A 25,527-nucleotide genomic window follows, 5' to 3' on the forward strand; every position below is an offset into this window, starting at 1 on the left:
CTGCGGCCCTTGCAGAAGGGCCGTTGCGCCTGCATCTAACGCTTAAGCTTCGTGAACGCATCATGACAGCGCCGCCGCGTGAGGCGCATTGTCGCAGTTTCGTTGTATGCTCACCGCCCCGAGGGTTGCTCGGGCCGCGCGATGCGGGCGCGGAACCCCCATGCCGGCGGGCTTTGACGGACGCTATGGGGTCCGATAGGCAGGGTTAATACCCGCGATCAAAGCAACCAATTTTTCAAACGGACGCGGTTCCCGTAATCTTCGTCCATACCTTTTCCCAACCCAGAGCGAGGAAACAACGCATGTCTCTCATCAACACGCAAGTCAAGCCGTTCAAGGCAACCGCATACCACAACGGTAAGTTCGTTCCGGTCTCTGAGGAAAACCTCAAGGGCAAGTGGTCGGTTGTCGTGTTCTACCCGGCCGACTTCACTTTCGTGTGCCCGACGGAACTCGGCGACCTGGCTGACCAGTACGCAGAATTCCAGAAGCTGGGCGTTGAAGTCTACGGTGTGTCGACCGACACGCACTTCACGCACAAGGCATGGCACGACACGTCGGACACGATCGCCAAGATCAAGTATCCGCTGGTCGGCGACCCGACGGGCGCAATCACGCGCAATTTCGACGTCATGATCGAAGAAGAAGGCCTGGCACTGCGCGGCACGTTCGTGATCAACCCGGAAGGCGAGATCAAGCTGTGCGAAATCCACGACAACGGCATCGGCCGTGACGCCAAGGAACTGCTGCGCAAGGTGCAAGCTGCTCAGTACGTGGCAGCACACCCGGGCGAAGTCTGCCCCGCCAAGTGGACGCCGGGCGCTGAAACGCTCAAGCCGTCGCTCGACCTCGTCGGCAAGATCTAAGCGTCGCTGTGCAAATGCGATCGCCCTGATCGCATGACGCCGAAGTCTGACTAGCTGTATCCCCGGGCCGCGCCCACGCGGCCGCGGCCCGGGTGCCCTGTTCGCCTCTCGACGCCATAAGCGGAACGGCGAAATTGCCAGGCAATACTTAGAATTCCCCCGCTTCTTCTCTAGCCGGAAAAAAAGCCATGCTCGACGCCAACCTCAAAGATCAACTCAAAAGCTACCTCGAAAAAGTCACGCAGTCGATCGAGATCGTTGCGTACCTGGACGATGGCGAGAAGTCGCAAGAACTGCAGCAACTGCTGCAGGACATCGCATCGCTCTCGAATCGCATCTCCTACGAAGAACGCCGTGGCGCCGCAGCCGGCGACGCGCGTACCCCTTCGTTCGACATCAAGCGCGCGAATTCCGACGTGAAGGTCACGTTCGCGGGCATTCCGATGGGCCACGAATTCACGTCGCTCGTGCTGGCGCTGCTCCAGGTGGGCGGCCATCCGGTCAAGCTCGAGAACGACACCATCGAACAGGTGAAGGCGCTCGACGGCGCGTTCTCGTTCGAAGTCTATATGTCGCTGTCGTGCCAGAACTGCCCGGAAGTCGTGCAGTCGATCAACGCGATGGCTGCGCTCAACCCGAACGTGCAGATCGTCACCATCGACGGCGCGCTGTATCAGGACGAAGTCGAGAAACGCCAGATCATGGCCGTGCCGACCATCTACCTGAACGGCGAAGTGTTCGGCCAGGGCCGCATGGGCGTGGAAGAGATTCTCGCGAAGCTCGACACCGGCGCCTCGTCGCGTGCCGCCGAGAAGCTGAACCAGAAGGATGTTTTCGACATGCTCATCGTCGGCGGCGGCCCCGCTGGCGCCGCGGCTGCGATCTACGCGGCGCGCAAGGGCATCAAGACCGGCGTGCTCGCCGAGCGCTTCGGCGGCCAGGTGCTCGACACGATGGCCATCGAGAATTTCGTCTCGGTCACGGAAACGGAAGGGCCGAAGTTCGCCACGGCGCTGGAGCAGCACGTGCGCGCCTATGACGTCGACATCATGAACCTGCAGCGCGCCGATGCGCTCGTGCCCACGGGCAACGGCTTCGAAGTGCGCACGCAAAGCGGCGCGACGCTGCGCGCGAAGAGCGTGGTGCTTGCCACCGGTGCGCGCTGGCGCAATGTCGACGTGCCGGGCGAGCAGCAGTACAAGAACAAGGGCGTGGCCTACTGCCCGCACTGCGACGGGCCGCTCTTCAAGGGCAAGCGCGTGGCGGTGATCGGCGGCGGCAACTCGGGCGTGGAAGCGGCGATCGACCTGGCCGGTATCGTGAGCCATGTCACGCTGCTCGAATTCGGCGCGCAACTGCGTGCGGACGAAGTGCTGCAACGCAAGCTGCGCAGCCTGCCGAACGTCACGGTGCACGTGAATGCGCAAACCACGGAGATTTCCGGCGACGGCCAGAAGGTTACGGGTCTCGCTTTTCTCGAACGCACGTCTGGCGAGAAGCGTCATCTCGAACTCGAAGGCGTGTTCGTGCAGATCGGCCTCGTGCCGAACACCGAGTTCCTCAAGGGCACGGTGGCGCTGTCGAAGCACGGCGAGATCGAAGTGGACGCGAAGGGCCAGACGTCGGTGCCGGGCGTGTTCGCTGCGGGCGACGTGACGACCGTGCCGTTCAAGCAGATCGTGATCGCCGTGGGCGAAGGCGCGAAGGCATCGCTCGGCGCATTCGATTACCTGATCCGCTCGTCGGTGGAACAGGAAGAAGACGCGAAGGCGGCGCCTGTGGTCGCCTAAGCAAAGGGTTGTAGCAGTCTCTCTTTACGCCGGCTCACGCCGGCGTTTTTTTATGGTTTCGCGAGATGAGGCGGCTCAGTCCTGCACGAGCGGGCTGCCATACGGGAAGTCGGTCGCCGGTTCCGCATGCTTTTGCCGATGGGCCTGGCGCAATGGCTTGAGCACGAACACGGCGAGCAGGGCGGAGACCGCCGCCATGCCCGAGGCGAGCATGAATACCGCGTGCCAGCTGCCGGTTGCCGCGGTGATCACACTCGTGAACGGCACGAGCAGCGCGGCCGTGCCCTTCGCGGTGTAGAGCAGACCCGCGTTGGTCGCGGCGAACTTTGGACCGAAGGTGTCGCCGCAGGTGGCGGGAAAAAGGCTGTAGATCTCGCCCCATGCGAAGAACACGATGCCCGTGAGCACGACGAACGCCGTCGGGCTGTGGCCGTATTGCGAGAGCAGCACGATGCCGATCGCCTCGATGCCGAACGCGACGAACATCGTGTTCTCGCGGCCGATGCGGTCCGATACCCAGCCGAAGAAGGGCCGCGTGAGACCGTTGAGCACGCGGTCGATGGTGAGCGCGAACGTGAGCGCAGGCAGCGTGAGGCCGAGCAGCGAGACGGGCGCGTCGTGCAGGCCGAAGTCCTTCGCGATGGGGCCGAGCTGCGCGGTCGCCATCAGGCCGCCTGCGGCCATCATCACGAACATGGCGTACATCACCCAGAAGATGGGCGACGCAACCACCTCGCGCGGGCTAGCGTTGTAGACGGCGCTCGCACTCTGCGCGACCTGCTTCGCCGCGTGTCCCATTTGTCCGATGGCGCGTTTCGCTGCCGCGACGCCGTGCGAGGCGGGCGCGCTGAGCGCGAAGCCGAGCACGAGCACGACGATCCCTTGCCCCAGACCGAACCAGAGGAAGGTGGATTCGTATCCGCTGCTCTTGATCATGTTGGCGATCGGCACGACGGTCGCCGCCGAGCCGGCTCCGAAGCCCGCCGCCGTGATGCCGGCCGCGAGCCCCCGCCGGTTCGGAAACCATTTGAGCGCGTTGCCGACGCAGGTGCCATAGACGGCGCCCGCACCGAGCCCGCCGATGGCGGCCGCGATATAGAGCACGGGCAGCGACGCGGCGACCGAATTGAGCACCCAGGCAACCGCGCACAACAGCCCGCCGCCCACGACCACGGGACGCGGCCCGTACTTGTCGACGAGCCATCCTTCCACGGGCACGAGCCACGTTTCGGTGACGACGAAGATCGTGAACGCGACCTGAATCGCGGCGCGCCCCCAGTGATACTTCTCGTTGATCGGAGTGACGAACAGCGTCCAGCCGTACTGCATGTTCGCGATCATTGCCATGCAGATGACGCCGAGCACGAGTTGCGTCCACGGCGACGCGAATCGCGCCGCCCCTCCTTGCCGATGCTCCATGTGTGTCTCCGGTTTCTTCGAATGAATGGCCATCTGCGAAGCGCGGCGGTTGCCCGGATCGCAGTCACGATTCCTGTCGTTTAGCCGACAGTCGTTTACACAATATGTGATATATCAATGAAGTCAAGCGGAAGACATGTCAGGGCTTCTACTAGCTCCGGGCATTGATGAGTATGGTTTTTGAAAGTTTTCCACCGATGCGGCCGGAGCCAGAAAAAAAGCCCGCCGGCTAGGCCGGGCGGGCCGAGGCATGCGCGAGATAGCGGAAATCGCGACATGTGATGTCGTTATAGGTGAAAGCTTTTGGTAATGTAAGGGGAAATTTTTCTAAAGCCTTTCAGATTGATTTGAGTGAAAGGTTGGCCGCCGGTTTGGCGCGCAAGTTGGCGGCCCGGCAGGACGCGAGGTCGTGCAGCGTGCCAAACTGGCTGCCGGCGGGTCGACACCGCCGATCGAGGAGACGAATCATGCAGCGCGAAACATTCATCCGCAGCCTGGCTGAGGAAGGCTTTCCCGAGCCCGTCGTCGTGACGCGCGAAGCCGGCGTCACGGAGGTTCATTCGCATCCGTTCGAAGCGAAGGCGCTGGTCATCGAGGGCGCACTGCACATCCGCGTGGGCGACGAGGAGCGGCTCTACAAGGCCGGCGACGTGTTTCATCTCGCCGCCAACCTGCCGCACGCCGAGCGCTACGGGCCGCAGGGCGTGCAGTATCTGGTGGGGAGGAAGTGAGGGCGGGGCGCCTATGCCGCGAGGGGCCGACGCTCCGAGAGGTCGGTGTTTGCTGCGGCTTCCTCCAGATCGTAGTCGCTCTGGAGGTTCATCCAGAACCGCGGTGCGGTGCCGAATACGATCGACAGACGCAGCGCGGTGTCAGCGGTCACGCTGCGCGCGCCATGCACGATTTCGTTGATGCGCCGCGGCGGTACTTTCATGGCTCGCGCCAGCGCGTTCTGGCTCATCTCCATCGGCGTGAGGAATTCCTCCTGCAGCACTTCGCCGGGATGGCGTTTCGGAGTTTTTTCATAGTCCGCACCTCAGTGGTAGTCGACGATTTCGACGTCATGGGCGTGGCGGCGACTGCGCACCGGACCAGATGAGTGCCGTTTCCTTGTCATGGAAGTTTTGGATCGCCATGCCAAAACATAACGCCGTGCGTCATATGACGCACGGCGTTATAGTCGACCAAAGTCCGTTCGCGTCAAGCGAACCTGGAAATGCGACGCGCTCCCTTACCCCCGCACCGCGATCTCCCTCTTCCACCCCGCAATGATCTTCCCGGCGAGCGCGTTGTAGTCGCCGTCGAAGTGGTGATCGCCGTTCGTTTTGACGACGTCGATGCCGGTATTCACGAGCGCCGGACACAGCGTGTCTTTCTCGCCCGCACCATACACGCATTGCACGATCGAAGGCGGCACCTTCGCGAGTTCCGGGCGCACCTGCAGTGCCTTGTCGCTGGCGGGCATGCCGAGCCAGCCCGTCACGCGGATCTGGAAGTCGGCGTCCGGCGCGAAGCCGAGCAGCGACATGTACGACACCTTCGCGCGCAACGCGTCGGGCAGACGGTTGTAGGCGAACGGCATCACGTCCGCGCCGAACGAGTAGCCCACCAGCGCGATGTGCTGCGCATGCCAGCGCGAGCCGTAAGTCTTCAGCACGCGGGCGAGATCGTGACTCGTTTGCTCGGGCGTCCTTTCGCTCCAGAAGTATCGCAGCGCGTCCCAGCCGATGACCGAAATCCCCTGCTTTTGCAGCGCTTCTGCAATCGTCTTGTCGAGATCGCGCCAGCCGCCGTCGCCCGAGATCACCACCGCGAGCATGTCGGTGGGGTGCGCCGCGGGCAGTTCGACGAGCGGCAGGTCCGACACGTCCTCTTCGCTTTCCGTCACGACGCGCAGGTGATTCGATGTGAGCGCAACTATCTTGTCGGCGTCGGCAACGCCGGGGGCGAAGGTGCGCGATGCACCAGGACCCGTTGCGCGCGCATCTTTCGTCGTCACGCCCTGCTCGAAGAAACCGGGCAGGCCATTGCCGCGCGAGAGCGTTGGATCGGCCGGGCAGGGCGCGAAGCGCGCGTCGAGCTTCGCGGCCGGATCGAGCGACACGGCGCCCGCCATCGTGTTCGCGGGCGCCTGCGAGAGCATGTGCTGTGCGATGAGCGCACCTTCGCCGCTGCCGATGGCGATCGGCGCGTAGTACTCGCTGGAGCCCAGCTGGCGTTCGAGCTGGTGGCTCAGCGCTTCGGCGTCACTGTAGAGCTTGTGGCAGGTCTCGTTCTTCACGGCGGCGAGGTTCTGCGCATAGCGCTCCGTATCCACGCCCACGACGAGCGCGCCATGCTGCGCGAGCGCGTCGGCGCGCGTCTGGTCGGCGGCGCTCCAGTGCTTGTCCGCCGAGAACAGCACGGTGAAGCCGCGCATCGCGCCAGCCTGTTTCGTCACCGCGACTTCGCCGTAACGGCCGCCGGAAACGTGCATCGTCGCGGCGGAGGCGGGCGTCGAGGCGGGCGTCGAAGCCGCGTTGGCGTGAACCGCGCAAAACGCGAGCGCAGCGGCGCCCGCTGCCGTGCCTGCGATGCGCGGCAGCCTGGGAATACGGAATGTCATGAGCGCCAGCCTCCTGCCAGCAGCGATAGATCGGCGAGGGTGATGAACACGCTGATCGAGCCCGAGGCGGCCAGATAGCGTGGTTCCCAGCGCGGCGCGAACTTGTTCTTGAAGCCGCGCAGCCCCCGGAAGTTATAGAAACGGCCGCCGAAGCGCCAGATGAAGCCCGCGAGCCGGTGCCACGACGACGCGAGCGGTGAGGGGCCCATGCCCGAGAGCGGCGCCATGCCGAGCGAGAGCGACTGGTAGCCGGCGGCCTTCAGATGCAGCGCGAGCTGCGTGAACAGATACTCCATCGCATAGGGCGAGGCACCCGGCAGATGGCGCATGACGCCCACCGTCGCGTCGGTGTTCAGATCGGTCGTCATGAAGGTGACGAAGGCGAGCGGCTCGCCGTTCTGGCGAATGAGCAGCACGGACTGCGCGGCGAGATAGTCGTCGTCGAACGCGGCCACCGAGAAGCTCTTCTCGCGCGCTTCGCGGTCCTGCAGCCAGGCGTCGGAGATCGCGCGCAGCACCGGCAGGCTCGCGCCCATCTGCGTGGGCTCGATATGCTCGATCGAAAAACCGTCGCGTTCGCCGCGCTTGAGCGCGTAGCGCAGATGCGCGCGCTGCGGACCCCTGAGATCGAATTCCTGCAGCATCACGCGCGCTTCCTCGCCGAGCTTCATCAGCGTGAGGCCGGCGTCGAGATAGAGCGGCAGCGCGTCGGCGCGTACCTGATAGAACGCCGCGCGGCCGTTGTGAGCATGGGCGAGCGTGACGAATTCGCGGATCAGCGCGGGCCACTCTTCGCGTGGGCCGACCGGATCGTGCAGCGCCGCCCATGTGCGGCCGCGCTTCGCGTACATGAGGAATGCCTTGCGCGAGGCGGAGAAGAGGAAGCTCTTGTCGCCCATCAGCGCGAGTCCCGCGTCGCTGCGCTCCTGCGCGCGCACGATACGCGCGGCCTCTTCGAGGTCTTCGCTCGGGGGCATCACGAAGCGGCCGGCGGCGGGGCGCAGCAGTTGCCACAGCGCGAGCGCGGCGGCGAACACGCCGGCGCCGAGCGTGGCGCGCAGCGCGCGCGGGGCGCGGCTGTGGAAGGCGAATTGCCACCAGAGGCTTTGCGAGTACTGTACGTCGCGGAACGCGAACAGCAGCACCCACACGGCGAGCGCGATCACGCAGCCGACCGAGGCGAGCCAGGCCGGCGTGAAGCGTTCGGAGAACATCGACGAGTGGCGATTGAAGCGCTTGCGCGTGCCGAGGAGCAGCACGATCAGCACGCCCAGCACGCCCGCTTCGACGAAGGCAAGGCCCTTGGCGAGCGAGAGCGCGAGGTTGGCCACGGCGATCACGAGCGCGAGCCACCAGGCGGCGTCCAGACGCCGCAGCAGACCGCGCGCGACGAACAGGAGCAACACGCCGAAGAGGCTGCCCATCAGTTGCGAGCTTTCGAGCACCCAGAGCGGCACGATGGTTTGCAGCAACGCGATGCGCTTGGAGAACGCGGGCGTGGCGCCCGAGATCACGAGCATGCTGCCGGTCACGAACGTCACGATGGCGAGGAAGAGCGGCGCGAGTTGCGAGACGCCGTCGGCGCCGCGCTTCGCAAAGCGGGCGCTGAGCGGGGTCTTGAGCGCGCGCCCCTCGAATACGGCGAGCACCGCGGCGGCGAGCGCGAGCGGCGCGCCGAAGTAGATCGCGCGATAGGCGAGCAATGCGGCAAGCACCTTCGACGTGGGGACGCTCGGCCCGAGCGCGTAGACCATTGCGGCTTCGAACACGCCGATGCCGCCGGGCGTGTGGCCGATCAGGCCGAGCAGCATGGCGGCGCAATACACAGTGAGGAAGTCAGTGAAGCCGAGGAGCGCATGCGGCATGACCGACCAGAGCGCGAGCCCGGCGCCAACCACGTCGAGCGCGGCCAGCAGCAGTTGCGCGACGAGGTCGCGCCGCGCCGGCACCGCAAAGCGCAGCCAGGCGCGGCCGAACGGCTCGATCTCGCGCGCGCTTGCGGGGCAAAGGATGACCATCACCGCGCCGCAGCCGAGCACCACGCCGCCAATCAGGCGCAGCTCGTCGGGCGAGAGGTGCAGCAGACCGGAGAGCGTGCCGGCGGCGCCCACCATGCCGAGCGCGGTCATGAGCACGAGGGCGAGGGCGAGCGTGACGCTCGTGAACACCGTCATGCGGCCGATCTGCGCGGCGGTGACGCCCGCGCCGCCATACACGCGGCAGCGCACGGCGCCGCCCGTGAGCGCGCCGAAGCCGGTGACGTTGCCGAGCGCCGAGCCGGCGATCGCGCCGGCCCACAGCGCGCCGCGCGAGACGCGCGCGCCGAGGTACCGCAGGCCCACGGCGTCGCGGCCGACCAGTGCGACGAAGCTCACGGCCGTGGCGGCGAGCGCGCCGACCCATTGTGCCGGCGTGAGCGTCCAGAGCTGGCGGATCACCGAGTGGTAGTCGACCGTGCGCGAGAGGTGCTGGAACACGACCAGCAGCAACGCGCAGATGCCGAGCGCGAACACCGGCGCGACGAAGCGCTGCAGGTGCAGGGCACCGGCACGGCGGCGCAGCGCCCCGAGGGCGCGCGCCGCGCGCGAAGAATGCGATTGAGACATGGATCGGTCTGGTGGCTCTCTGCGATGTCGCCGTATCGACTGTTACAGCTTCCCCGGCGGTGACATCGTGTTTATTCGCGTTTTGCGCTTACGTTCTTTCGAGGCCGGTTCTCGCGCACCTCGCGCGCGAACCGGAAATTCGAGCCGAATCGTAATCGTTCGGAAAGGACTAGTTAAGCTCAGCAAACGCATAGGACTACCCGCCGGTTGACGCCCCGGTGCAAGAAACCGCTATTGGGTGCGGATCAATTCGGCGCGATGGCGCGCCGTAACTAGTGGATTTAATTAGGGAATAATCTTTTCGTGATTGATGTTTGCAGAGCCTAATTAACAGAGGGATTGAACGGCAAGGTAATCGTTAAGTTGTGAGTAATGGGCGGGCGTTTATCGCATACTGAAACACGCGCCGATCAGGCCGGTTCGCCGCAAGCCTTGCGTGGCGGGCGTTGCAGGCGGGCGCTTCGTGATTGTTTCGCAGCCGGAGATAATGTTTGGGCTGTGAGTCAGGCGCTTCCTGAAATCGCTGTCACTAATTCGAGACAGCTTGTTTATTCCTTTTACAATGCGCGACGGGCGAGTTAGTCTGCTTTGGTCAAGAGTTGTTTTACTGCGCCGGGAGAATGACGTGAAAAGACTAGCCTTGACTTCCCTTTCGCTGGCCGCGCTCGGGGTTGCCGGCACGGCTCAGGCACAGACCAGTGTGACGCTGTACGGCACGATCGACACGTCGATCACCTACGTCAATCACGCCGACGGCAGCAAAAACCTCTGGACGCTCGGCAACAGCAGCTTCGGCAATCTCTCCGGCTCGCGATGGGGTTTGAAGGGCGCCGAAGATCTCGGCGGCGGCCTCAAGGCGATCTTCCAGCTGGAAAGCGGCTTCAACCCGTCCACCGGCGCGCTCGCGCAGGGTGGCAGGCTGTTCGGCCGACAGGCATACGTGGGCTTGACAGCCGAGCAGTACGGGTCGCTCACGCTCGGGCGGCAGTATGACCCGCTCATCGACCTCGTGCAGGGCATCACGGCGGACAACTATTTCGGCTCCGTGTTCGCCACGCCCGGCGACGTCGACAACTACGACAACAGCTTCCGCGTGAACAACGCCGTCAAGTACACCACGCCCGTTTGGAGCGGCCTCCAGGCTGCGGCGATGTACTCGTTTGGCGGCATTGCGGGCTCGACAGGCGCCGAACAGTCGTACTCGGCGGCGGTCAACTACACCAACGGTCCGCTCGCACTGGCGGGCGGCTACTTCTACGCGACCAACAGCCAGGCCGTGAACGGCATTCGCACCGGCGGCTGGACGAGCACTTCGGACGGCACCTTCGACGGCCCGATCAACTCCGGCTACGCTACGGCACACTCGCTCACCATCGCGCGTGCGGCGGCGCAGTATCAGCTCGGCCAGTTCACGCTCGGCCTCGGCTACAGCAACGCGCGCTACTCGCCGGACGGCAGCTCGGTGTTCCGCGAGACGCAAAAGTACAACACCGGCCAGGGCTTCGTGAACTATCAGCTGAACCCCGCGCTGCTGCTCGGCATTGGCTACAGCTACACGCACGCCAATGGCGATACGTCGGCGAATTACAACCAGGTGTCGCTCGGCGCCGATTACAGCCTCTCGAAGCGCACCGACCTCTATATGACGGCGGCCTGGCAGCATGCGAGCGGCGATACCGGCAACGGCACGGGCGGCTCAATGCCGGCCGAGGCTTCGGTCGGCTCGTATGGTTACTCGGGCACGTCGAACCAGACCATCGTGAACCTCGGGCTGCGGCACAAGTTCTGATCGCGTGCTTCGACTTATGACGACGCCGGATGCGCCAGTTGGGCGGCGCATCCGGCGTTTTGGCGTTTGCGGCTCTGGCTTAGCCTCAAAGCGCATCAAGCGCCAGGGCTTCGCACATCACGCCTCGCGCGAGCGCCGGAGCGTGAGCAGCGCAAGCCAGGCGGCGAGGCGCTCCATACCGCGCCGCACGCCCGCAAACGGCGGCTGCCAGGCGCTCGTGATGCTCACGCGCGCCGGCAAGGCGGCCTCGGTGCTGAGCCAGATGCGCTCGCCACGCTCGAGCCGAAGCGTCTCGCCCGGTTGCAGCCAGTGGTCGTAGGGCGAGCGGGCGCGCGTGACCCACACCTGGGCCACCTGAACCCGCAGTGTGGCCGACGCATTCACGCGCCAGGTGATCGTGCGCATGGGCGGCACGGCAAAGTGGACAGACTGGACGGGCAACGGATCGTCGAAACGGTCGGTTGCGTCCGCAACGGCATGCAGAGCGGGTTGTGAAGCGGTCAGTGAGGCTGCCTGAAAAGCGTCATCCATCGTTTTCTCCAGTTTTTGGAGCCGACGAACGGAGCGCTGTCACCCAGAAAAACAAAAAGCCCCGTCGATGCCGGCGGGGCTTGTGATTTGCGTGACGACAGACTGCTAGTACGCACACCATCCCCGTGGAATACCCGTATGGGTTTTCCACGGATGATTCATCGTGTTTGCGATGACGAGGTGGGTGAAGGAAGTGTGCATGGGTCGAGTGTGCGGGGTGCCTCGCAGCGCTGTCAACCTGAAATGCTTAAATGGCATTGGCGGCCGTAGTTTGTGTTGCGTGCGAGTCTCGTGCGCGCCTTTGCACGACGCGATCGTGCCCTTCGATGGCATACCCCCTTGCGGGCAACACCGGTTTCTCACTAGGATTGGTTGTTTTTCATGGAGATCCGGTCGACCGCGCCCACAATGTGGGAGCGCACCCTGATAAGCCCCCGCCGCATCGAAGTGTCGTGTGGAAACGACTGCATCTGATATATCACATACAGAATATTGATTTTTGTCGCGACGCAGCATATGATTGAGTTATTCGATTACTCAATCATGCGGAGCTTCAAATGGATTTCGTTTCTCTCGCACTGTTCAGTGCAGCGGTTGTGGGTCTGGGTGCAGCTGCTACAGTCATGATCGCCAGGTGGCTGCCGCAGTCTGCCATTGAGCAGGCCGCGCAGCATGGCCGGTACGCTGGTTTGGGCGAAGCGCCGCGCGCCAGGGCCGTTCGTCGTGCACAATTCGGTCCGCGAATCCGTCCGCAGGTCGGAAAAGAGGTAATCAATGTCGTCAGAACAAACTGAAGTTGTAGCAAGCCGGGAAGCGGCGCCGCTCAAGCTGGCGCTGCAGCCCATCAACGCCACACTGAGCCTGCGCGATCAGGCTTACGCCATGCTGCGCCAGGCCATTGCCGACGCCGACATCTACCAGTCGCGCGAGGAAATCCGGCTCGACGAGCGCGTGCTGAGCGAATCGCTCGGCGTGAGCCGCACGCCGGTGCGCGAGGCCATGACGCTGCTCGAGCAGGAAGGCTTCCTGCGCATGGTGCCGCGCCGCGGCATCTATATCGTGCGCAAGAGCAAGCGCGAGATCGTCGAGATGATCCAGATGTGGGCCGCGCTCGAAAGCATGGCCGCGCGCCTCGCCACGATCCACGCCACCGACGAGGAAATCGCGCGGCTGCGCCACATGTTCGACGACTTCCGCGACAGCACGCCTGCCGAACACATCGCCGAGTACTCGGACGCCAATATCGCGTTCCACCAGGCAATCGTCGAGCTTTCCCGCTCGCAGATCATCCTCGACACCATCAAGAACATCTTCGTGCACGTGCGCGCCATTCGCCGCATGACGATTTCGCAGAGCGACCGGGCTTCGCGCTCGATCGTCGATCATCTGCGCATTATCGAGGCGCTGGAGAAGCGCGACACCGAACTGGCGGAAAAGCTCGTGCGCCAGCATTCGCTCGATCTCGCGGTCTATGTCGAGAAGAACTGCGATTTCCTTGACTGAGACGGACACCTAGCGCCGCGAATTCAGGGCAAAACGGGAGACCTTCGGGTCTCCCGTTTTGCGTTTACGTCCCTTCACGCCCATTCAGCACGCGTCGGCTGAACGACCTCCGACAGCCGACTTTATGCGCATCAACCCTTGGCATCCCTGACCAACTCCTGTTGCCAGACAGCATCCTTCACACGGAATCTGGCATATCAGATGCAGCAAATGCTCGGGGTTTTCCCTCTTGTGCGGCGCATCAACACCGTCGAAGTGCGCCAAAACCATGCTGGATAAGGCTTCGACGCGATTCTAATGGCATTCCCGATGGGCAATTCCCCTCTTGCTTCGTTCTGATATATCACATATCGTATTGTTCAGGGACGCAGATGACTCGCCATCGCGCGAAATGCCTCTGCCCACGCAACCCCACCGATTTTCGAAAACTCGCCCGGCCACGATTAGATAAGGAGACATGACATGGGCAAGGCATTGAACGGCGTGCGCATCCTCGATTTCACGCACGTGCAGTCGGGACCCACCTGCACGCAACTGCTCGCCTGGTTCGGCGCGGACGTGATCAAGGTAGAGCGCGCAGGCGCCGGCGACATCACGCGGGAGCAGCTGCGCGACCTGCCGGACGCGGACAGCCTCTACTTCACGATGCTCAACGGCAACAAGCGTTCGCTCACGCTCGACACGAAGAACCCGCAAGGCAAGCGTGTGCTGGAGCGGCTCATACGCGACTGCGACGTGCTGGTCGAAAACTTCGCGCCGGGCGCGCTCGAGCGCATGGGCTTCAGCTGGGAGCATATACAGACGCTGAACCCGCGCATGATCGTCGCCTCGGTGAAGGGCTTCGGCCCCGGCCCCTACGAGGACTGCAAGGTCTACGAGAACGTCGCGCAGTGCGTGGGCGGCGCCGCATCGACGACGGGTTTCGACGATGGCCCGCCGGTCGTCTCGGGCGCGCAGATCGGTGACAGCGGCACGGGCCTGCATCTCGCGCTCGGCATCGTCACGGCGCTCTATCAGCGCACGCACACGGGGCGCGGCCAGAAGGTGCTCGCGGCCATGCAGGACGGCGTGCTCAACCTGTGCCGCGTGAAGCTGCGCGACCAGCAGCGGCTCGAGCGCACCGGCGTCATGAAGGAGTACCCGCAGTATCCCAACGACGGCTTCGGCGAGGCCGTGCCGCGCGCCGGCAATGCGTCGGGCGGCGGCCAGCCGGGCTGGATTCTCAAGTGCAAGGGTTGGGAGACCGATCCGAACGCCTATATCTATTTCATCGCGCAGGCGCCCGTGTGGGACCGCATCTGCAAGCTGATCGGGCGCGAGGAGTGGATCGACGATCCCGACTACGCCACGCCGAATGCGCGCCTGCCGCGCCTGAAGGCGATCTTCGACGAGATCGAGCACTGGACCATGCATCGCACGAAGTTCGACGCGATGGCCGTGCTCAACCGCTACGACATTCCGTGCGGTCCGATTCTCTCGATGAAGGAGATCGCCAGCGACGAATCGCTGCGCGCGAGCGGCACGATCGTCGAGGTGGATCACCCGGTGCGCGGCAAGTACCTCACGGTGGGCAACCCGATCAAGCTCTCGGACAGCCCGACCGAAGTCACGCGCTCGCCGATGCTGGGCGAACACACCGACGAAGTGCTCGCCGAATTCGGCTACACGAAGGACGAGATCCACTCGCTGCGCGCTTCTGGCGCCGTTTGAAACCCAGGAGGAAACATGGAAACGTGGATGCGTTTGATGGCGAGCGACGGCAGCATCGTGTTCGGCCGCGTCGAGAACGGTTACTTGCACGAATACGAAGGACTCGATCAGCCGGTGCCCACTGGGGCGGTGCTGTCGCTGCGCGCGCTCACACCGCTCGCGCCCTGTGCGCCCGGCAAGGTCGTCGCGCTCTGGAACAATTTTCACGCACTCGCCGCGAAACTCGAAAAACCGGTGCCCTCGCACCCGCTTTTTCTCATCAAGCCGGCGGCTTCGGTGATCGGCTCTTCGGAATTGATTCGGCGTCCTGCTCACTATGCGGGAAAAATCGTCTTCGAAGGCGAACTCGGCATCGTGATCGGCAAGCGCTGCCGCGACGCGAGCGTCGAAGAGGCCGAGTCGGCGATCTTCGGCTATACGATCGTCAACGACGTCACGGCCGCGGGCCTCATCACCGAGAATCCGCACTTCCCGCAATGGTGCCGCGCCAAAGGTTTCGATACGTTCTGTTGTCTGGGCCCGGCGATCGTTTCCGGGTTCGACTGGCAACGTGCGCGCGTCGTCACGAAACTCGATGGCGTGGAGCGGCAGAATTATCCGCTCGACGACATGGTGTTTTCGCCGGCGCAGCAGGTGAGCCTCATTTCACAGGACCTGACGCTCGAACCCGGCGACGTGATTGCGTGCGGCACCTCACTCGGCGTAGGCTCGATCGTTGATGGCGCAACGGTCGAAGTCATCATCGAAGGGATCGGTACGTTGAGCAATGCGCTGGGCGCCGCGCCGGCGCCAATCGAGTCGCTCGCTGCCGTCGAGGGCGCGGCTTGACGCTCTAAAACCAAAGACGCGCGCAGCAGCGATGACGCGCGAGGAGGAGAGATGCCGGAGCAACTGGCTGGCGACCTGGCGTGGCTGGGCGCCGGCGCGCTGTTCGCATGGCTCGGCTGTGCATTTGCACAACTGGCGGCGCTCGCGCCGGTGCGTGCGTGGCCTTTGTCGCGTTCTCGCGCCGCGCTGCGCTGCGCCAGGCGCGCTGGTGCGCCGCACACGCATCGGCTCGCCTTCGCCATTTCGTTCGCATTGCTGCTGACCGTGCCCCCTGGCGTGATCGCCGCGGGCTGGATGCATGCGCCCGACGCGACGGTTGCAGTCGAAGCCGGCGTGCTGGGCGGTTTGTGCCTGGCTGGCCGGCGCGACCTCACGCGGCGCGCGCGGACGGCGGCGCTGCTGGGCGGGGTAGCGGGCGCGAGTGTCTTGATCGGCGCGTTCGCTGGCTACGTGCTGCAGCCCGAGCGTAGTGCTGGCGAACGTGTGGCACTGTTCGTTGCGGCGGCAACCGGCGCGCTGCTGACCGGCGGCGCGCTGAGTCTCTTCAGCCGTGGCGCGCAAGCGAGCGGCGCGGCGCGCAGGCGCGTGCCGTTCGGCCGCGGCGACCGCGTCATGCATGTCATCGCGCTGCTGCTAGGCGCGGCGCTCGGCTATGGATTCCTGAGCGCGCGTGAATCGCCCGATTTCGAAATCTCCGTGCTGGTCGCGGCGAGCGTGCTGTGCGCGGCGCTGGGCGCGCGGTTCATGAACGGCGGCCGGCGGGCGCGGCTCGCACGCACGGGCGCCGTCGAGGCGTCACCGCCGCGCGAGCCCTTCAGCGCGACATTCAACGCAAGTTTTGCGGGTGTGCCGGACGAACTGCTGGTCGCGGCCTGCGGCGGCGGCGCGTTCGAACCCGCCTGGCTGGCCGCGAGCGACCCGCCACAGGGCGGCGCGGGGCGCGCCGGTCATCACGCGTCGCAGGACTTGCCACGGCGGCGGCGCAGCCGGGGCGGCCCACTGCGTCAGCGGCAAGGGCCGCACTGACGTCGCAACGACCATCCTGCGGGACCAGGGGAAAACAACAGAACGCGCACTGCGACGCGAACGATTAGTCATGCATGATGGTTCGTGTAAAAACCATCAAACCTTACTTATGCAAACTCGCTTCTGACACTTTTGTAATGTTCTCGATGAGCGCCGCGCCTTCCTCCATGAGGAAGCGCTTGAACGCGAGCGCGACGGGCGGCAGGCGCTTGTTTTTCCGGTGCACGACGTACCAGTTGAGCATGACCGGGAAGCCTTCGACGTCGAGCACGGTGAGGTGACCGACCTGCAATTCGAGGCTGATGGTATGCGCCGAAAGAAACGCGATGCCCATGCCCGCGATCACGGCCTGCTTGATCGTCTCGGTGCTCTGGATCTCCATGGCGATCTTGAGGTTCGTGATCTTCCCGGCGAAGCCTTCTTCCATCGAGTTCCATGTGTCTGAGCCGCGCTCGCGCACGATGAACGCCTCGTTGGCGAGGGTGCTGAGCTTGATGGCGCGCTTGTTGGCGAGCGGATGCGTGGGCGCCGCAACGATGACGTACGGGTGGGGCGCAAACGGCTCGTTGATGGCGTCGGTCGCGTGGGGCGGACGCACCATCACGGCGAGATCGGTCTGGTTGGTGGCGAGCTGCTGGAGCAGCTGCTCGCGGTTGTGCACGGAGAGGTTGAGCGCGACGCCCTTGTAGCGGCGCGTGAACTCGGCCAGCAGGCGCGGAAAGAAGTAATCGCCGGCGCTAATGACGGCGACGTTGAGCTTGCCGCCCGAGACGCCCTTCAGCTGGCTCATTGCCTCGTCCACTTCGTGGAACTGCTGCATGATCGCGCGGCTGTAATGCAGCATCTCCGTGCCCGCGGGCGTGAGATAGATCTTCTTGCCGAGCTGCTCGAAGAGCGGCAGGCCTGCGTGATCTTCGAGCTGCCGAACCTGCGTGGAAACGGCCGGCTGGGTGAGATGCAGCTCTTCCGCAGCACGCGAAAAACTGAGGTGGCGCGCCACGGTCTCGAAGACCTTGAGCTGGCGCAGCGTGGCGTTTCGCATCGTCATGGCCGAACCATAAAGGATACTGAATCCACATAATAACAAACTTTAATTGTGAGTAATTCAGCAATCACCCTAGCATAAGTTGAAAGGAGTCCGAATGCCGCGCAAAGCGCTCGAAGCTACGTTCGGGTTAACGCTCGGAACTACGATTTCATAAGGGACAACACGTAGAAAAGCCCTTGTTTAACGATGTTTTCAGGGGTCTGACGTAATGCCAGGGTGAATGAGGATTGACGGATTTTCATTCCGATTTTTGATTCACCCTGCGAATAAAAAACACAGCGTAGCGAAGTGAAAAGTTAAAACCATAAGCCTCAATTTATGCAGACCCGTAATCATGCAGGCTGCAATGAATAGATAGCGGAGACAAGCGATATGAATGCAATCGGTCAGAGGAGCGAGAGCGGTCCGTTCTGGACGAACCGCTGGTTTCAACTGGTGGTGGGCATGCTATGCATGGCGCTCGTTGCCAATCTGCAGTACGCATGGACGCTGTTCGTCGCACCGATGAACTCGCGCCACCACTGGGGCCAGGCGGAGATTCAACTGGCGTTCTCGATTTTCATTCTGACCGAGACCTGGCTCGTGCCGGTGGAAGGCTGGCTCGTCGACAAGTTCGGGCCGCGTCCAGTCGTGGCGGGCGGCGCGGTTTGCGCAGGCCTCGCCTGGGTGATCAACTCCTACGTCACGACGCTGCCGATGCTCTACGTGTCGGCCGTGATCGCGGGCATCGGCGCGGGCGGCGTGTACGGCACCTGCGTGGGTAACGCGCTCAAGTGGTTCCCGGACCGCCGCGGCCTCGCCGCGGGCCTCACGGCCGCGGGCTTCGGCGCCGGCGCCGCCGTGACGGTGATTCCGATTGCGAACATGATCACGCGCTCCGGCTACGAGCACACGTTCTTCTTCTTCGGCGTGCTCCAGGGCGTGTCGATTCTCGTGCTCTCGTTCCTGCTCGTGAAGCCCGTGACGCGCCCCGTCGCCGTGGCAGGCCGCCGTCTCGTCTCGCGCGTCGACTACACGCCTGGCCAGATGGTCAAGCAGCCGGTATTCTGGGTGATCTATGTCTGTTTCGTCGCGGTGGCCGCCGGCGGCCTGATGGCAACGGCGCAGATCGGCCCGATCGCCAAGGACTGGGGCCTCGCCCGCATTCCGATGACGGTGTTCGGCATGACGCTGCCGCTCCTCACGCTCACGCTGTCGATCGACAACATCTGCAACGGCTTTACGCGTCCGCTGTGCGGCTTCATCTCCGACAAGATCGGCCGTGAGAACGCGATGTTCCTGATCTTCGTGGGCGAAGGGCTCGCGCTGCTCGGCATGATGCAGTTCGGCACGAACCCGTATGCGTTCATGACCTTCGCCGCGCTCATCTTCCTGTTCTGGGGCGAGATCTTCTCGATCTTCCCGGCCATCTGCGCGGACACCTTCGGCAGCAAGTACGCCGCATCGAACGCCGGCACGCTGTACACCGCCAAGGGCACGGCAGCGCTGCTCGTGCCGGTGGCCTCGGTGCTGTCTGCCACGGGCGGCTGGAGCGCGGTGTTCATCGCGGCCGCGGTCATCACGATCGCGGCGGGCGTGAGCGCCAAGTTCTTCCTCGCACCGATGCGCAAGCGGCTGATCGAGCAGAGCAGCGAAGGCAGTGACGCGAGCAACGAGTCCAACGTCACGCTGGCCACGAATACGGGCGCGGGATTGCCGCACTGGTCCAACCAAAGCGGCGAATGAGGCGCGCGGGCCGGCCATGTCGATGAACGTATCGCTCCAGCAGCTCAAGGTGTTCGTCGCGGTGGCGCGGGCGCGCAGCTTCACGCGCGCCGCGCGCGAGTTCGGGCTCACGCAGTCGGCGGTGAGCCGCTGCGTGCGCGAACTGGAAGAAGCGGTCGAGCTCAAGCTGTTCGACCGCACCACGCGCCAGGTCGAGCTCACGCTTGCGGGCAGCGGCTTCGAGCGGCGCATCGGCCGCTTGCTCGACGAGATCGAGATGGCGCTCAACGAAGGCCGCGACGCGCACCAGGCGCATAGCGGCGTCGTGCTCGTGGCCAGCAACCCGGTGCTTTCGTCGACCTGGGTGCCCGCCGCGCTCGCGCGCTGCGCAGCGGCTTTTCCTTCACTCACGCTGCAACTGCAGGACTTGCCGCAGGCGGCCGTGCTGCACGCGGTCGAGCAGGGCGAGGCCGATTTCGGCGTGATCGCGGAAAGCGTGCCGTTCGCGAGCGGCAACCTCGACGTGCAGCCGCTTTCGGCCACGCCGCTTTGCGCGCTCTTGCCCGCCCACCATCCGCTTGCGCTACAGGGGGCGCTGCGATGGGACGATCTCGCGCGCGAACCGCTCGTCACGCTCAATCGCGACGCCGGTTGCCGAGGCGCGGTGATGCGTGCGCTGGACGGTCTGCGGCCTGAGGGGAGGCCGCTGCAGGAGTTCGCGCACGTGGCGGGCGTCGCGCGCATGGCGCAGCTCGGCATGGGCATCGGGGTGTTGCCGGTGTGCACGGATGGCGCGCGCGGGGGGCACGCGCAGCGTGCGGGCGACGTTGCGCACGCAACGTGTCACTGGCCCGTGCCCGCGGGGCCGCTCGTCACGCGTTTGCTGCATCCGGTCGTCAACGTGACGACGATGCTCGTGCGGCGTCGCCATCGTTCGCTACGGCCTTGTGCTCAGGCGGCGTGGTCGCAGTTCATGCCGGACGGGCCAGTCGCGGACGGTTCGGACCCGGAGGCCCCATCGCCGGATAGCGAGGCGCTGCCGCAAACGTCCATCGACGGCTCGCCGATGCGTGGCTCGAACGGCACGCCGATGCGCGTCGCGTTGCGCGGCGCCGATACACCGCCGCCGCTCCAGGTGACCCGCACCCACGCCCGCATCGAATAGCGCGCGTTTCTTTCTTCTGCAAAGCAAAACGGATCGCTCGAAGCGATCCGTTTTTGTTTTTCCGGCACCGGAACCGGCACAGAAAAAAGGCGGCGCACGCGCCGCCCCTTCGCGATGACTGACGTTACGCCGGCTGCATCGCCATCCGCTCACGCTGCTTGACCAGCGCAAGGACGGTGTCGATCGCCGGCGTCGGCTCGCCGACCAGCCTGCCCATTTCCTGCACGACGGTGATCAGCGGATCGATCTCCATCGGCCGGCCCGTTTCGAGGTCGACGAGCATCGAGGTCTTGTGCGCGCCCACCGCGCCCGCGCCGTCGATGCGGCGCTCCACGTCCACGCGGAAGTTCACGCCGAACTGCTCGGCAATGCGCTTGCCCTCGAGCATCATTGTGCGCGCCACGGCGCGCGTGGCCGGGTCGCTGGTGATCACGTCGAGCGTGGCGTGCGTGAGAGCGCTGATCGGGTTGAAGCAGAGATTGCCCCACAGCTTGAGCCAGATTTCGTCGCGGATGTTCTCGCGGATCGGCGCCTCGAACCCGGCGGCCTGCATGGCTTCATGAAGCTGGACGATGCGCGGCGTGCGCTCGCCCGAAGGCTCGCCGATCGGAAACTTCTTGCCGTACACGTGGCGGATCACGCCAGGCGCGTCGATTTCGGCGGCCGGGTAGAGCACGCAGCCAATCGCGCGCTCGGGCGTGAGACGGTTCCATTGCGCGCCGTCCGGGTCGATGCTTTCGAGCCGCGTGCCCGCGAACTTGCCGCCGTGCTGGTAGAAGTACCAGTAGGGAATGCCGTTGGTGCCCGTGACGATGGCCGTGTGCTTGCCGAGGAGCGGCTGCATCGCGTCGATCACGCCCGCCACCGAATGCGCCTTGAGCGTAATGATGACGACGTCCTGCACGCCCAGTTCGCGCGGATCGGACGTGCAGCGCACCTTCGCCACGTACTCCTCGCCGTCCATCAGCAGGCGGGCGCCGTTCTCGCGCATCGCGGCCAGATGCGGGCCGCGGGCAACGAAGCTCACGTCGGCGCCGGCGCGTGCGAGCTGCACGCCCATCATGCCTCCAATGGCGCCCGCTCCAAAGATGCAGATCTTCATGTTGAAACCCCAATGACGTTGAAAACCGCTTGTCCGCAGGGCGTTTCGCAAGCGTTGGGGAAAAGCTGCCCGCTCGCCGCGACCCCGGACGATGGTTTGAGCATAGGGGGTGCTGTCGATTAACGACAGTTAAAGTTTCTGGCGGAAATCATCAAGAGAAACTTATGGATGAAGGACGTGTGACGAGGCTGTTCAGGCGCGCCGCACGAGCAGAAAACTCACGCCGATCAGGCCGAGAAATGCGCCGCAGGTACGATTGAACCAGCGGCGCACGGTGGTGCGGGTGAGCCAGCGGCCGAGGTACATGCCGGCGAGCGAGTACAGCGCGATGGCCACGCATTCGAGCACGAGAAAGCTCGCGCCGAGCACGCCGAACTGCGGCGCGATGGGCCTCGCGACATCGACGAATTGCGGCAGGAAGGCCGTGAAAACCAGAATCGCCTTGGGGTTGCCCGCCGCCACGAGGCACTCGCGCCACGCGAGGCGCGCGAGCGAGGCGTCGCTATCCATGCTCTCGCCGATGGGGTTGGCGTCGCTGCGCCAGAGCTGCACGGCGAGCCACACGAGGTAAGCGGCGCCCGCGAGCTTGATGACGAAGAAGACCGCCTCGGAAGCGCGCAGCACCACGGCCAGACCCGCGGCCGCGAGCGCGATCATTGCGGCGAACGAAACGAGCCGGCCCGTACCGCCAACGAACGCGCGCAGGAAGCCGTGCCGCGCGGCCACGTTGATCGAGAGGAGATTGTTCGGCCCCGGTGCCATGTTCAGTGCGAAGCAGGCGGGCAGAAAGAACAGCCAGGCGGTGAGGGACATGATGACGCTCGAAAAACGTTAGCGCCGTGCGCGGCGCGCGGGGAATTGCGCCATTCTAGCGCGCCTCGCGCGAACCGCCTGGCCGCTCAATGGAAAACCGGCAGCATGAGAAAGAGCTTGATGGTGATGGCGTTGGCAATGTCGATGAAGAACGCGGCCACCATCGGCACCACGAGAAACGCCAGATGGGAATGGCCGAAGCGCGCCGTGACCGCCTGCATGTTTGCAATCGCCGTCGGCGTAGCACCGAGGCCGAAGCCGCAGTGGCCTGCCGAAAGCACGACGGCGTCGTAGTTCGCGCCCATCACGCGAAACGTCACGAAGATCGCGTAGACCACCATGAGCAGCGTCTGCGCGACGAGGATCGTAAACACCGGCAGCGCGAGCGCGGCGAGGTCCCACAGGCGCAGCGTCATGAGCGCCATGGCGAGAAAGAGCGCGAGGCTCACGTTGCCGATCAGCGCGACGGCGTGCTCGGCCACCGGCCGCCCGATGAGCGAGAGCCCATTGGCGAGCAGCACGCCGACGAACAGCACGCACACGAAGGTGGGCAGTTCGAACGCGGTGCCCGCGATCAGCCCGGAGAGCGCTTCGCCCACGGCGAGGCTGATGGCGATGAGCGTGAGCGTGTTGATGAACGCGCCCGGCGTGGTGGGCTGCTCGGCTTTCGGCTCCTCGAATGCGTAGGGATCGGGTGTCGCCGCGCCGCTGGCGCCGGACGCGGCGTCGCCGCCCTGAGCGCCGATGCGCTTCATGAGGTGCTGCGCGACGGGCCCGCCGAGAATGCCGCCCATGATCAGCCCGAAGGTGGCGCACGCAATGGCCGCTTCGGTCGCGGACTGCAGCCCGTGATGCTCGGTGAACACCGCGCCCCACGCGGCGCCCGTGCCATGCCCGCCCGCGAGCGAGACCGACCCGCCCAGCAGCCCGAACAGCGGATCGACACCGAACGCCATGGCGAGCGAGATGCCCAGCACGTTTTGCAGCACGAGCAGGGCGACCACGACGGCAAGAAAGCGCACGAGTACCGGGCCGCCGTGTTTCAGGTTGGCGAGGTTCGCATTGAGGCCGATGGTGGCGAAGAACGCCTGCATGAGCGGCGCCTGCAGCGAGGTGTCGAAGACCACGTCCATGTGCGCGAAGCTGTGCAGTCCGAACACGATCAGCGCGGCGACGATGCCGCCTGCCACGGGTTCCGGTATCGTCCATTTGCGCAGGACCGGCACGGCGGCGACGAGCCACTGGCCGACCAGCAGCACGAGCGATGCGACGACGAGCGTTCCGTAGACTTTGACGTTCATGGCGAGTGTCCGGCGGGGCGATGAGGGGGCCAGGCTGGCGGCGCATCTTTCGCGCACGGTACATCAGGCGCCTGCGCGTTGCGCGCATGGTGCGCAGCGCGGCGCCGGCCACGTTGCTTGCACGAAACGGGGCCCCACGCTTAAATTGGCAGACATTCACAGGTGCAAAGCCGCCGCCCATGCAGGACGAATACCCCCGCATTTCCCCGTTCGCCACGATGGCGCGAGACCGTACAAGAACCGGAGAAGGTCATGAATGGGAGCACCGTTGCTGATCGCGAGGCGGCCGGGCGTGCCGCGCGCGAGCGCTCGAAGCGTTCGAGCCACAAGGAAACCGGCACCATCAAGCGCGATCCGCTCGCATTGCTGCGCTCGAGCAGCGAAGGCCGCGTGCCGAACCTCGTGCAGTTGCGCTACGGGCGCATGATCGTTTCGCCCTTCACGTTCTTTCGCGGCAGCGCGATCCTCCAGGCGCACGACCTCGCGGGTGTGCCCAACACCGGCATGGCGATGGAGATTTGCGGCGACGCGCATCTGCTGAACTTCGGCGCCTTCGCCACGCCCGAGCGCCAGCTCGTGTTCGATCTCAACGACTTCGACGAGGTCGCGCCCGGGCCGTGGGAGTGGGACGTGAAGCGCCTCGTGGCGAGCTTCGTCGTGGCGGCGCGGCACATGCGCTACTCGCGCGGCGTGGCCGAGGAACTGGTGATGACGGCCGTCACCAGCTATCGCGACCGCCTGCGCCAGTACGCGGAGTACGGCGCGCTCGATCTCTGGTACGACAAAATCACCTTCGACCGCATGGTCGAAACCGCGCTCACGCCCGAAGGCCGCCGCCTGATCCGGCGCGGCATGGAGAAGGCCGCCAATCGCACGCACGAGAACCTGCTCGAAAAGCTCGCGGAGCGCGATGGCGACCACTGGACGATTCACGACGCCCCGCCCGCGCTCTTTCACGTGCACGGCGTCAACACGCTGTTCGAACCCGAAGACGACTGGTTCACGCTCGGTGACTGGCGCACGCTGATCGAGCCCATGTACGAGGATTACGCGAAGACGCTCGCGCCCGACCGGCGCGAACTGCTCGATCACTTCGCGATTCAGGACCTGGTGTTCAAGGTGGTGGGCGTGGGCAGCGTGGGCACGCGCTGCCTCGTGATGCTGCTCGTCGATCATCACGAGAAGCCGCTTTTCCTGCAAGTGAAAGAGGCGCGTCGCTCGGTCGTTTCGCAGTACTTCAAGTCGCCTTCGATCAAGCACGAAGGCGCGCGCGTCGTGCACGGCCAGCGGCTGCTGCAGGCCGCGAGCGATATCTTCCTTGGCTGGACCACGGGGCCCAACGGGCGTCATTTCTACGTGCGCCAGTTGCGCGACATGAAGCTTTCGGTCGATCTCCAGCTGCTCGACAGCACGCTGCTCTGCGGCTATGCGCGTTTGTGCGGCTGGGCGCTTGCACGCGCGCATGCGAAGTCGGGCAGCGCCGCCATTGAAATCTCTTCGTACATCGGCCGCAGCGACCAGTTCGCTGAGGCGCTCACGGGCTACGCGTTCAGCTATGCCGACCAGGTCGAGCGCGATTACGACGTGTTCCTTGAGGCCGCGCGCAGCGGCGCGATCGTCGCGCGCAGCGACGACGACATGGCCGCCGATTTCCGCGTTTGAGCAGAGCCTGAATCGAACCGGCAGGCGAAGCGCGCAGCCGAACGCGCTATCCTTGCGCT

At 64.8% G+C, this 25,527-nt stretch carries 20 protein-coding genes and 1 pseudogene; 12 read left to right on the forward strand and 9 right to left on the reverse strand.

Going from position 1 to position 25,527, the window contains the following annotated elements; all coding sequences use genetic code 11:
• Positions 1 to 302 precede the first annotated feature (302 nt).
• Complete coding sequence (ahpC, locus tag AB4Y42_RS22305) at positions 303 to 866, forward strand: alkyl hydroperoxide reductase subunit C (RefSeq protein ID WP_321926040.1); 564 nt, start codon at positions 303 to 305, stop codon at positions 864 to 866.
• Positions 867 to 1,054: 188 nt separating this feature from the next.
• Positions 1,055 to 2,656 carry an alkyl hydroperoxide reductase subunit F gene (ahpF, locus tag AB4Y42_RS22310; RefSeq protein WP_368688631.1) on the forward strand — a complete coding sequence of 534 codons (1,602 nt, stop codon included), beginning with the start codon at positions 1,055 to 1,057 and terminating at the stop codon, positions 2,654 to 2,656.
• 75 nt (positions 2,657 to 2,731) lie between these two features.
• Here ahpF and oxlT (AB4Y42_RS22315) read toward each other — a convergent pair whose 3' ends face one another.
• Complete coding sequence (gene oxlT, locus AB4Y42_RS22315; protein ID WP_368695375.1) at positions 2,732 to 4,075, reverse strand: oxalate/formate MFS antiporter; 1,344 nt, start codon at positions 4,073 to 4,075, stop codon at positions 2,732 to 2,734.
• A gap of 467 nt (positions 4,076 to 4,542) precedes the next feature.
• On the opposite strand from oxlT (AB4Y42_RS22315), the gene AB4Y42_RS22320 reads away from it, so the two are divergent.
• Positions 4,543 to 4,806 carry a cupin domain-containing protein gene (locus tag AB4Y42_RS22320; RefSeq protein WP_368688629.1) on the forward strand — a complete coding sequence of 88 codons (264 nt, stop codon included), beginning with the start codon at positions 4,543 to 4,545 and terminating at the stop codon, positions 4,804 to 4,806.
• A gap of 11 nt (positions 4,807 to 4,817) precedes the next feature.
• On the opposite strand, the pseudogene AB4Y42_RS22325 reads toward AB4Y42_RS22320, so the two are convergent.
• The 3 genes and pseudogenes from AB4Y42_RS22325 to mprF all read right to left on the reverse strand — a co-directional run.
• A pseudogene (locus tag AB4Y42_RS22325) lies at positions 4,818 to 5,075 on the reverse strand (HigA family addiction module antitoxin); the annotation flags it as partial.
• A 231-nt stretch (positions 5,076 to 5,306) separates the two neighbouring features.
• Positions 5,307 to 6,680 carry a virulence factor family protein gene (locus tag AB4Y42_RS22330; protein ID WP_368695376.1) on the reverse strand — a complete coding sequence of 458 codons (1,374 nt, stop codon included), beginning with the start codon at positions 6,678 to 6,680 and terminating at the stop codon, positions 5,307 to 5,309.
• Positions 6,677 to 9,286 (reverse strand): bifunctional lysylphosphatidylglycerol flippase/synthetase MprF, encoded by a 2,610-nt coding sequence (gene mprF / locus AB4Y42_RS22335; RefSeq protein ID WP_368688627.1) that lies wholly within the window; start codon positions 9,284 to 9,286, stop codon positions 6,677 to 6,679. Before mprF ends, AB4Y42_RS22330 begins: the two co-directional genes overlap by 4 nt.
• A gap of 625 nt (positions 9,287 to 9,911) precedes the next feature.
• Between mprF and AB4Y42_RS22340 the strand changes: the two genes are divergently transcribed.
• A complete protein-coding gene (locus tag AB4Y42_RS22340) occupies positions 9,912 to 11,075 on the forward strand; it encodes a porin (RefSeq protein WP_368688626.1) in 1,164 nt (387 codons plus the stop codon).
• A gap of 117 nt (positions 11,076 to 11,192) precedes the next feature.
• Here AB4Y42_RS22340 and AB4Y42_RS22345 read toward each other — a convergent pair whose 3' ends face one another.
• A complete protein-coding gene (locus AB4Y42_RS22345) occupies positions 11,193 to 11,606 on the reverse strand; it encodes a DUF2917 domain-containing protein (RefSeq protein WP_368688625.1) in 414 nt (137 codons plus the stop codon).
• A gap of 557 nt (positions 11,607 to 12,163) precedes the next feature.
• On the opposite strand from AB4Y42_RS22345, the gene AB4Y42_RS22350 reads away from it, so the two are divergent.
• From AB4Y42_RS22350 to AB4Y42_RS22370, 5 genes are all read left to right on the forward strand, one after another.
• Entirely contained in the window at positions 12,164 to 12,400 is a 237-nt protein-coding gene (locus AB4Y42_RS22350; RefSeq protein ID WP_368688624.1) for a hypothetical protein, read from the forward strand.
• A complete protein-coding gene (locus AB4Y42_RS22355) occupies positions 12,381 to 13,109 on the forward strand; it encodes a GntR family transcriptional regulator (RefSeq protein WP_133185668.1) in 729 nt (242 codons plus the stop codon). The genes AB4Y42_RS22350 and AB4Y42_RS22355 overlap by 20 nt, the downstream gene beginning before the upstream one ends.
• Before the next feature lie 462 nt (positions 13,110 to 13,571).
• Positions 13,572 to 14,819, forward strand: a complete 1,248-nt coding sequence (gene frc, locus AB4Y42_RS22360) for a formyl-CoA transferase (protein WP_324160147.1) — start codon at positions 13,572 to 13,574, stop codon at positions 14,817 to 14,819.
• Between the two features lie 15 nt (positions 14,820 to 14,834).
• Positions 14,835 to 15,647 carry a fumarylacetoacetate hydrolase family protein gene (locus tag AB4Y42_RS22365; protein WP_368688622.1) on the forward strand — a complete coding sequence of 271 codons (813 nt, stop codon included), beginning with the start codon at positions 14,835 to 14,837 and terminating at the stop codon, positions 15,645 to 15,647.
• Between the two features lie 51 nt (positions 15,648 to 15,698).
• Positions 15,699 to 16,673, forward strand: coding sequence for a hypothetical protein (locus AB4Y42_RS22370; protein WP_368695377.1), 975 nt, complete (start codon positions 15,699 to 15,701; stop codon positions 16,671 to 16,673).
• Positions 16,674 to 16,776: 103 nt separating this feature from the next.
• Here AB4Y42_RS22370 and AB4Y42_RS22375 read toward each other — a convergent pair whose 3' ends face one another.
• Positions 16,777 to 17,721, reverse strand: coding sequence for a LysR family transcriptional regulator (locus AB4Y42_RS22375; RefSeq protein ID WP_110383445.1), 945 nt, complete (start codon positions 17,719 to 17,721; stop codon positions 16,777 to 16,779).
• 372 nt (positions 17,722 to 18,093) lie between these two features.
• Between AB4Y42_RS22375 and oxlT (AB4Y42_RS22380) the strand changes: the two genes are divergently transcribed.
• Positions 18,094 to 19,446: an oxalate/formate MFS antiporter gene (gene oxlT / locus AB4Y42_RS22380; RefSeq protein ID WP_368688619.1), complete on the forward strand. Its 1,353-nt coding sequence runs from the start codon at positions 18,094 to 18,096 to the stop codon at positions 19,444 to 19,446.
• A gap of 22 nt (positions 19,447 to 19,468) precedes the next feature.
• A complete protein-coding gene (locus tag AB4Y42_RS22385; RefSeq protein ID WP_368695488.1) occupies positions 19,469 to 20,590 on the forward strand; it encodes a LysR family transcriptional regulator in 1,122 nt (373 codons plus the stop codon).
• Positions 20,591 to 20,714: 124 nt separating this feature from the next.
• Here the strand turns inward: AB4Y42_RS22385 and AB4Y42_RS22390 are convergent, their stop codons facing one another.
• From AB4Y42_RS22390 to gltS, 3 genes are all read right to left on the reverse strand, one after another.
• Positions 20,715 to 21,692: a 2-dehydropantoate 2-reductase gene (locus tag AB4Y42_RS22390; protein ID WP_042268416.1), complete on the reverse strand. Its 978-nt coding sequence runs from the start codon at positions 21,690 to 21,692 to the stop codon at positions 20,715 to 20,717.
• A gap of 192 nt (positions 21,693 to 21,884) precedes the next feature.
• Positions 21,885 to 22,505 carry a LysE family translocator gene (locus AB4Y42_RS22395; protein WP_368688617.1) on the reverse strand — a complete coding sequence of 207 codons (621 nt, stop codon included), beginning with the start codon at positions 22,503 to 22,505 and terminating at the stop codon, positions 21,885 to 21,887.
• Between the two features lie 86 nt (positions 22,506 to 22,591).
• The gene (gene gltS / locus AB4Y42_RS22400; protein ID WP_368695378.1) at positions 22,592 to 23,806 is read right to left on the reverse strand and encodes a sodium/glutamate symporter; all 1,215 of its coding nucleotides are present in this window, start codon (positions 23,804 to 23,806) and stop codon (positions 22,592 to 22,594) included.
• A 252-nt stretch (positions 23,807 to 24,058) separates the two neighbouring features.
• Between gltS and AB4Y42_RS22405 the strand changes: the two genes are divergently transcribed.
• Positions 24,059 to 25,468, forward strand: coding sequence for a DUF2252 domain-containing protein (locus AB4Y42_RS22405; RefSeq protein ID WP_368695379.1), 1,410 nt, complete (start codon positions 24,059 to 24,061; stop codon positions 25,466 to 25,468).
• Positions 25,469 to 25,527: the final 59 nt, after the last annotated feature.

The organism is Paraburkholderia sp. EG286B (assembly GCF_040965655.1).
Lineage (GTDB): Bacteria > Pseudomonadota > Gammaproteobacteria > Burkholderiales > Burkholderiaceae > Paraburkholderia.

What these genes read in the sequence shown, in the direction of transcription:
- AB4Y42_RS22320 (WP_368688629.1), top strand. Translation starts at nt 4,543, where the DNA reads ATGCAGCGCGAAACATTCATCCGCAGCCTGGCTGAGGAAGGCTTTCCC.
- AB4Y42_RS22365 (WP_368688622.1), top strand. Translation starts at nt 14,835, where the DNA reads ATGGAAACGTGGATGCGTTTGATGGCGAGCGACGGCAGCATCGTGTTC.
- frc (WP_324160147.1), top strand. Translation starts at nt 13,572, where the DNA reads ATGGGCAAGGCATTGAACGGCGTGCGCATCCTCGATTTCACGCACGTG.
- ahpC (WP_321926040.1), top strand. Translation starts at nt 303, where the DNA reads ATGTCTCTCATCAACACGCAAGTCAAGCCGTTCAAGGCAACCGCATAC.
- AB4Y42_RS22375 (WP_110383445.1), bottom strand. Translation starts at nt 17,721, where the DNA reads ATGACGATGCGAAACGCCACGCTGCGCCAGCTCAAGGTCTTCGAGACC.
- ahpF (WP_368688631.1), top strand. Translation starts at nt 1,055, where the DNA reads ATGCTCGACGCCAACCTCAAAGATCAACTCAAAAGCTACCTCGAAAAA.
- AB4Y42_RS22330 (WP_368695376.1), bottom strand. Translation starts at nt 6,680, where the DNA reads ATGACATTCCGTATTCCCAGGCTGCCGCGCATCGCAGGCACGGCAGCG.
- AB4Y42_RS22405 (WP_368695379.1), top strand. Translation starts at nt 24,059, where the DNA reads ATGAATGGGAGCACCGTTGCTGATCGCGAGGCGGCCGGGCGTGCCGCG.
- AB4Y42_RS22395 (WP_368688617.1), bottom strand. Translation starts at nt 22,505, where the DNA reads ATGTCCCTCACCGCCTGGCTGTTCTTTCTGCCCGCCTGCTTCGCACTG.
- AB4Y42_RS22390 (WP_042268416.1), bottom strand. Translation starts at nt 21,692, where the DNA reads ATGAAGATCTGCATCTTTGGAGCGGGCGCCATTGGAGGCATGATGGGC.
- AB4Y42_RS22385 (WP_368695488.1), top strand. Translation starts at nt 19,469, where the DNA reads ATGAACGTATCGCTCCAGCAGCTCAAGGTGTTCGTCGCGGTGGCGCGG.
- gltS (WP_368695378.1), bottom strand. Translation starts at nt 23,806, where the DNA reads ATGAACGTCAAAGTCTACGGAACGCTCGTCGTCGCATCGCTCGTGCTG.
- mprF (WP_368688627.1), bottom strand. Translation starts at nt 9,286, where the DNA reads ATGTCTCAATCGCATTCTTCGCGCGCGGCGCGCGCCCTCGGGGCGCTG.
- AB4Y42_RS22355 (WP_133185668.1), top strand. Translation starts at nt 12,381, where the DNA reads ATGTCGTCAGAACAAACTGAAGTTGTAGCAAGCCGGGAAGCGGCGCCG.
- AB4Y42_RS22350 (WP_368688624.1), top strand. Translation starts at nt 12,164, where the DNA reads ATGGATTTCGTTTCTCTCGCACTGTTCAGTGCAGCGGTTGTGGGTCTG.
- oxlT (WP_368688619.1), top strand. Translation starts at nt 18,094, where the DNA reads ATGAATGCAATCGGTCAGAGGAGCGAGAGCGGTCCGTTCTGGACGAAC.
- oxlT (WP_368695375.1), bottom strand. Translation starts at nt 4,075, where the DNA reads ATGGAGCATCGGCAAGGAGGGGCGGCGCGATTCGCGTCGCCGTGGACG.
- AB4Y42_RS22370 (WP_368695377.1), top strand. Translation starts at nt 15,699, where the DNA reads ATGCCGGAGCAACTGGCTGGCGACCTGGCGTGGCTGGGCGCCGGCGCG.
- AB4Y42_RS22345 (WP_368688625.1), bottom strand. Translation starts at nt 11,606, where the DNA reads ATGGATGACGCTTTTCAGGCAGCCTCACTGACCGCTTCACAACCCGCT.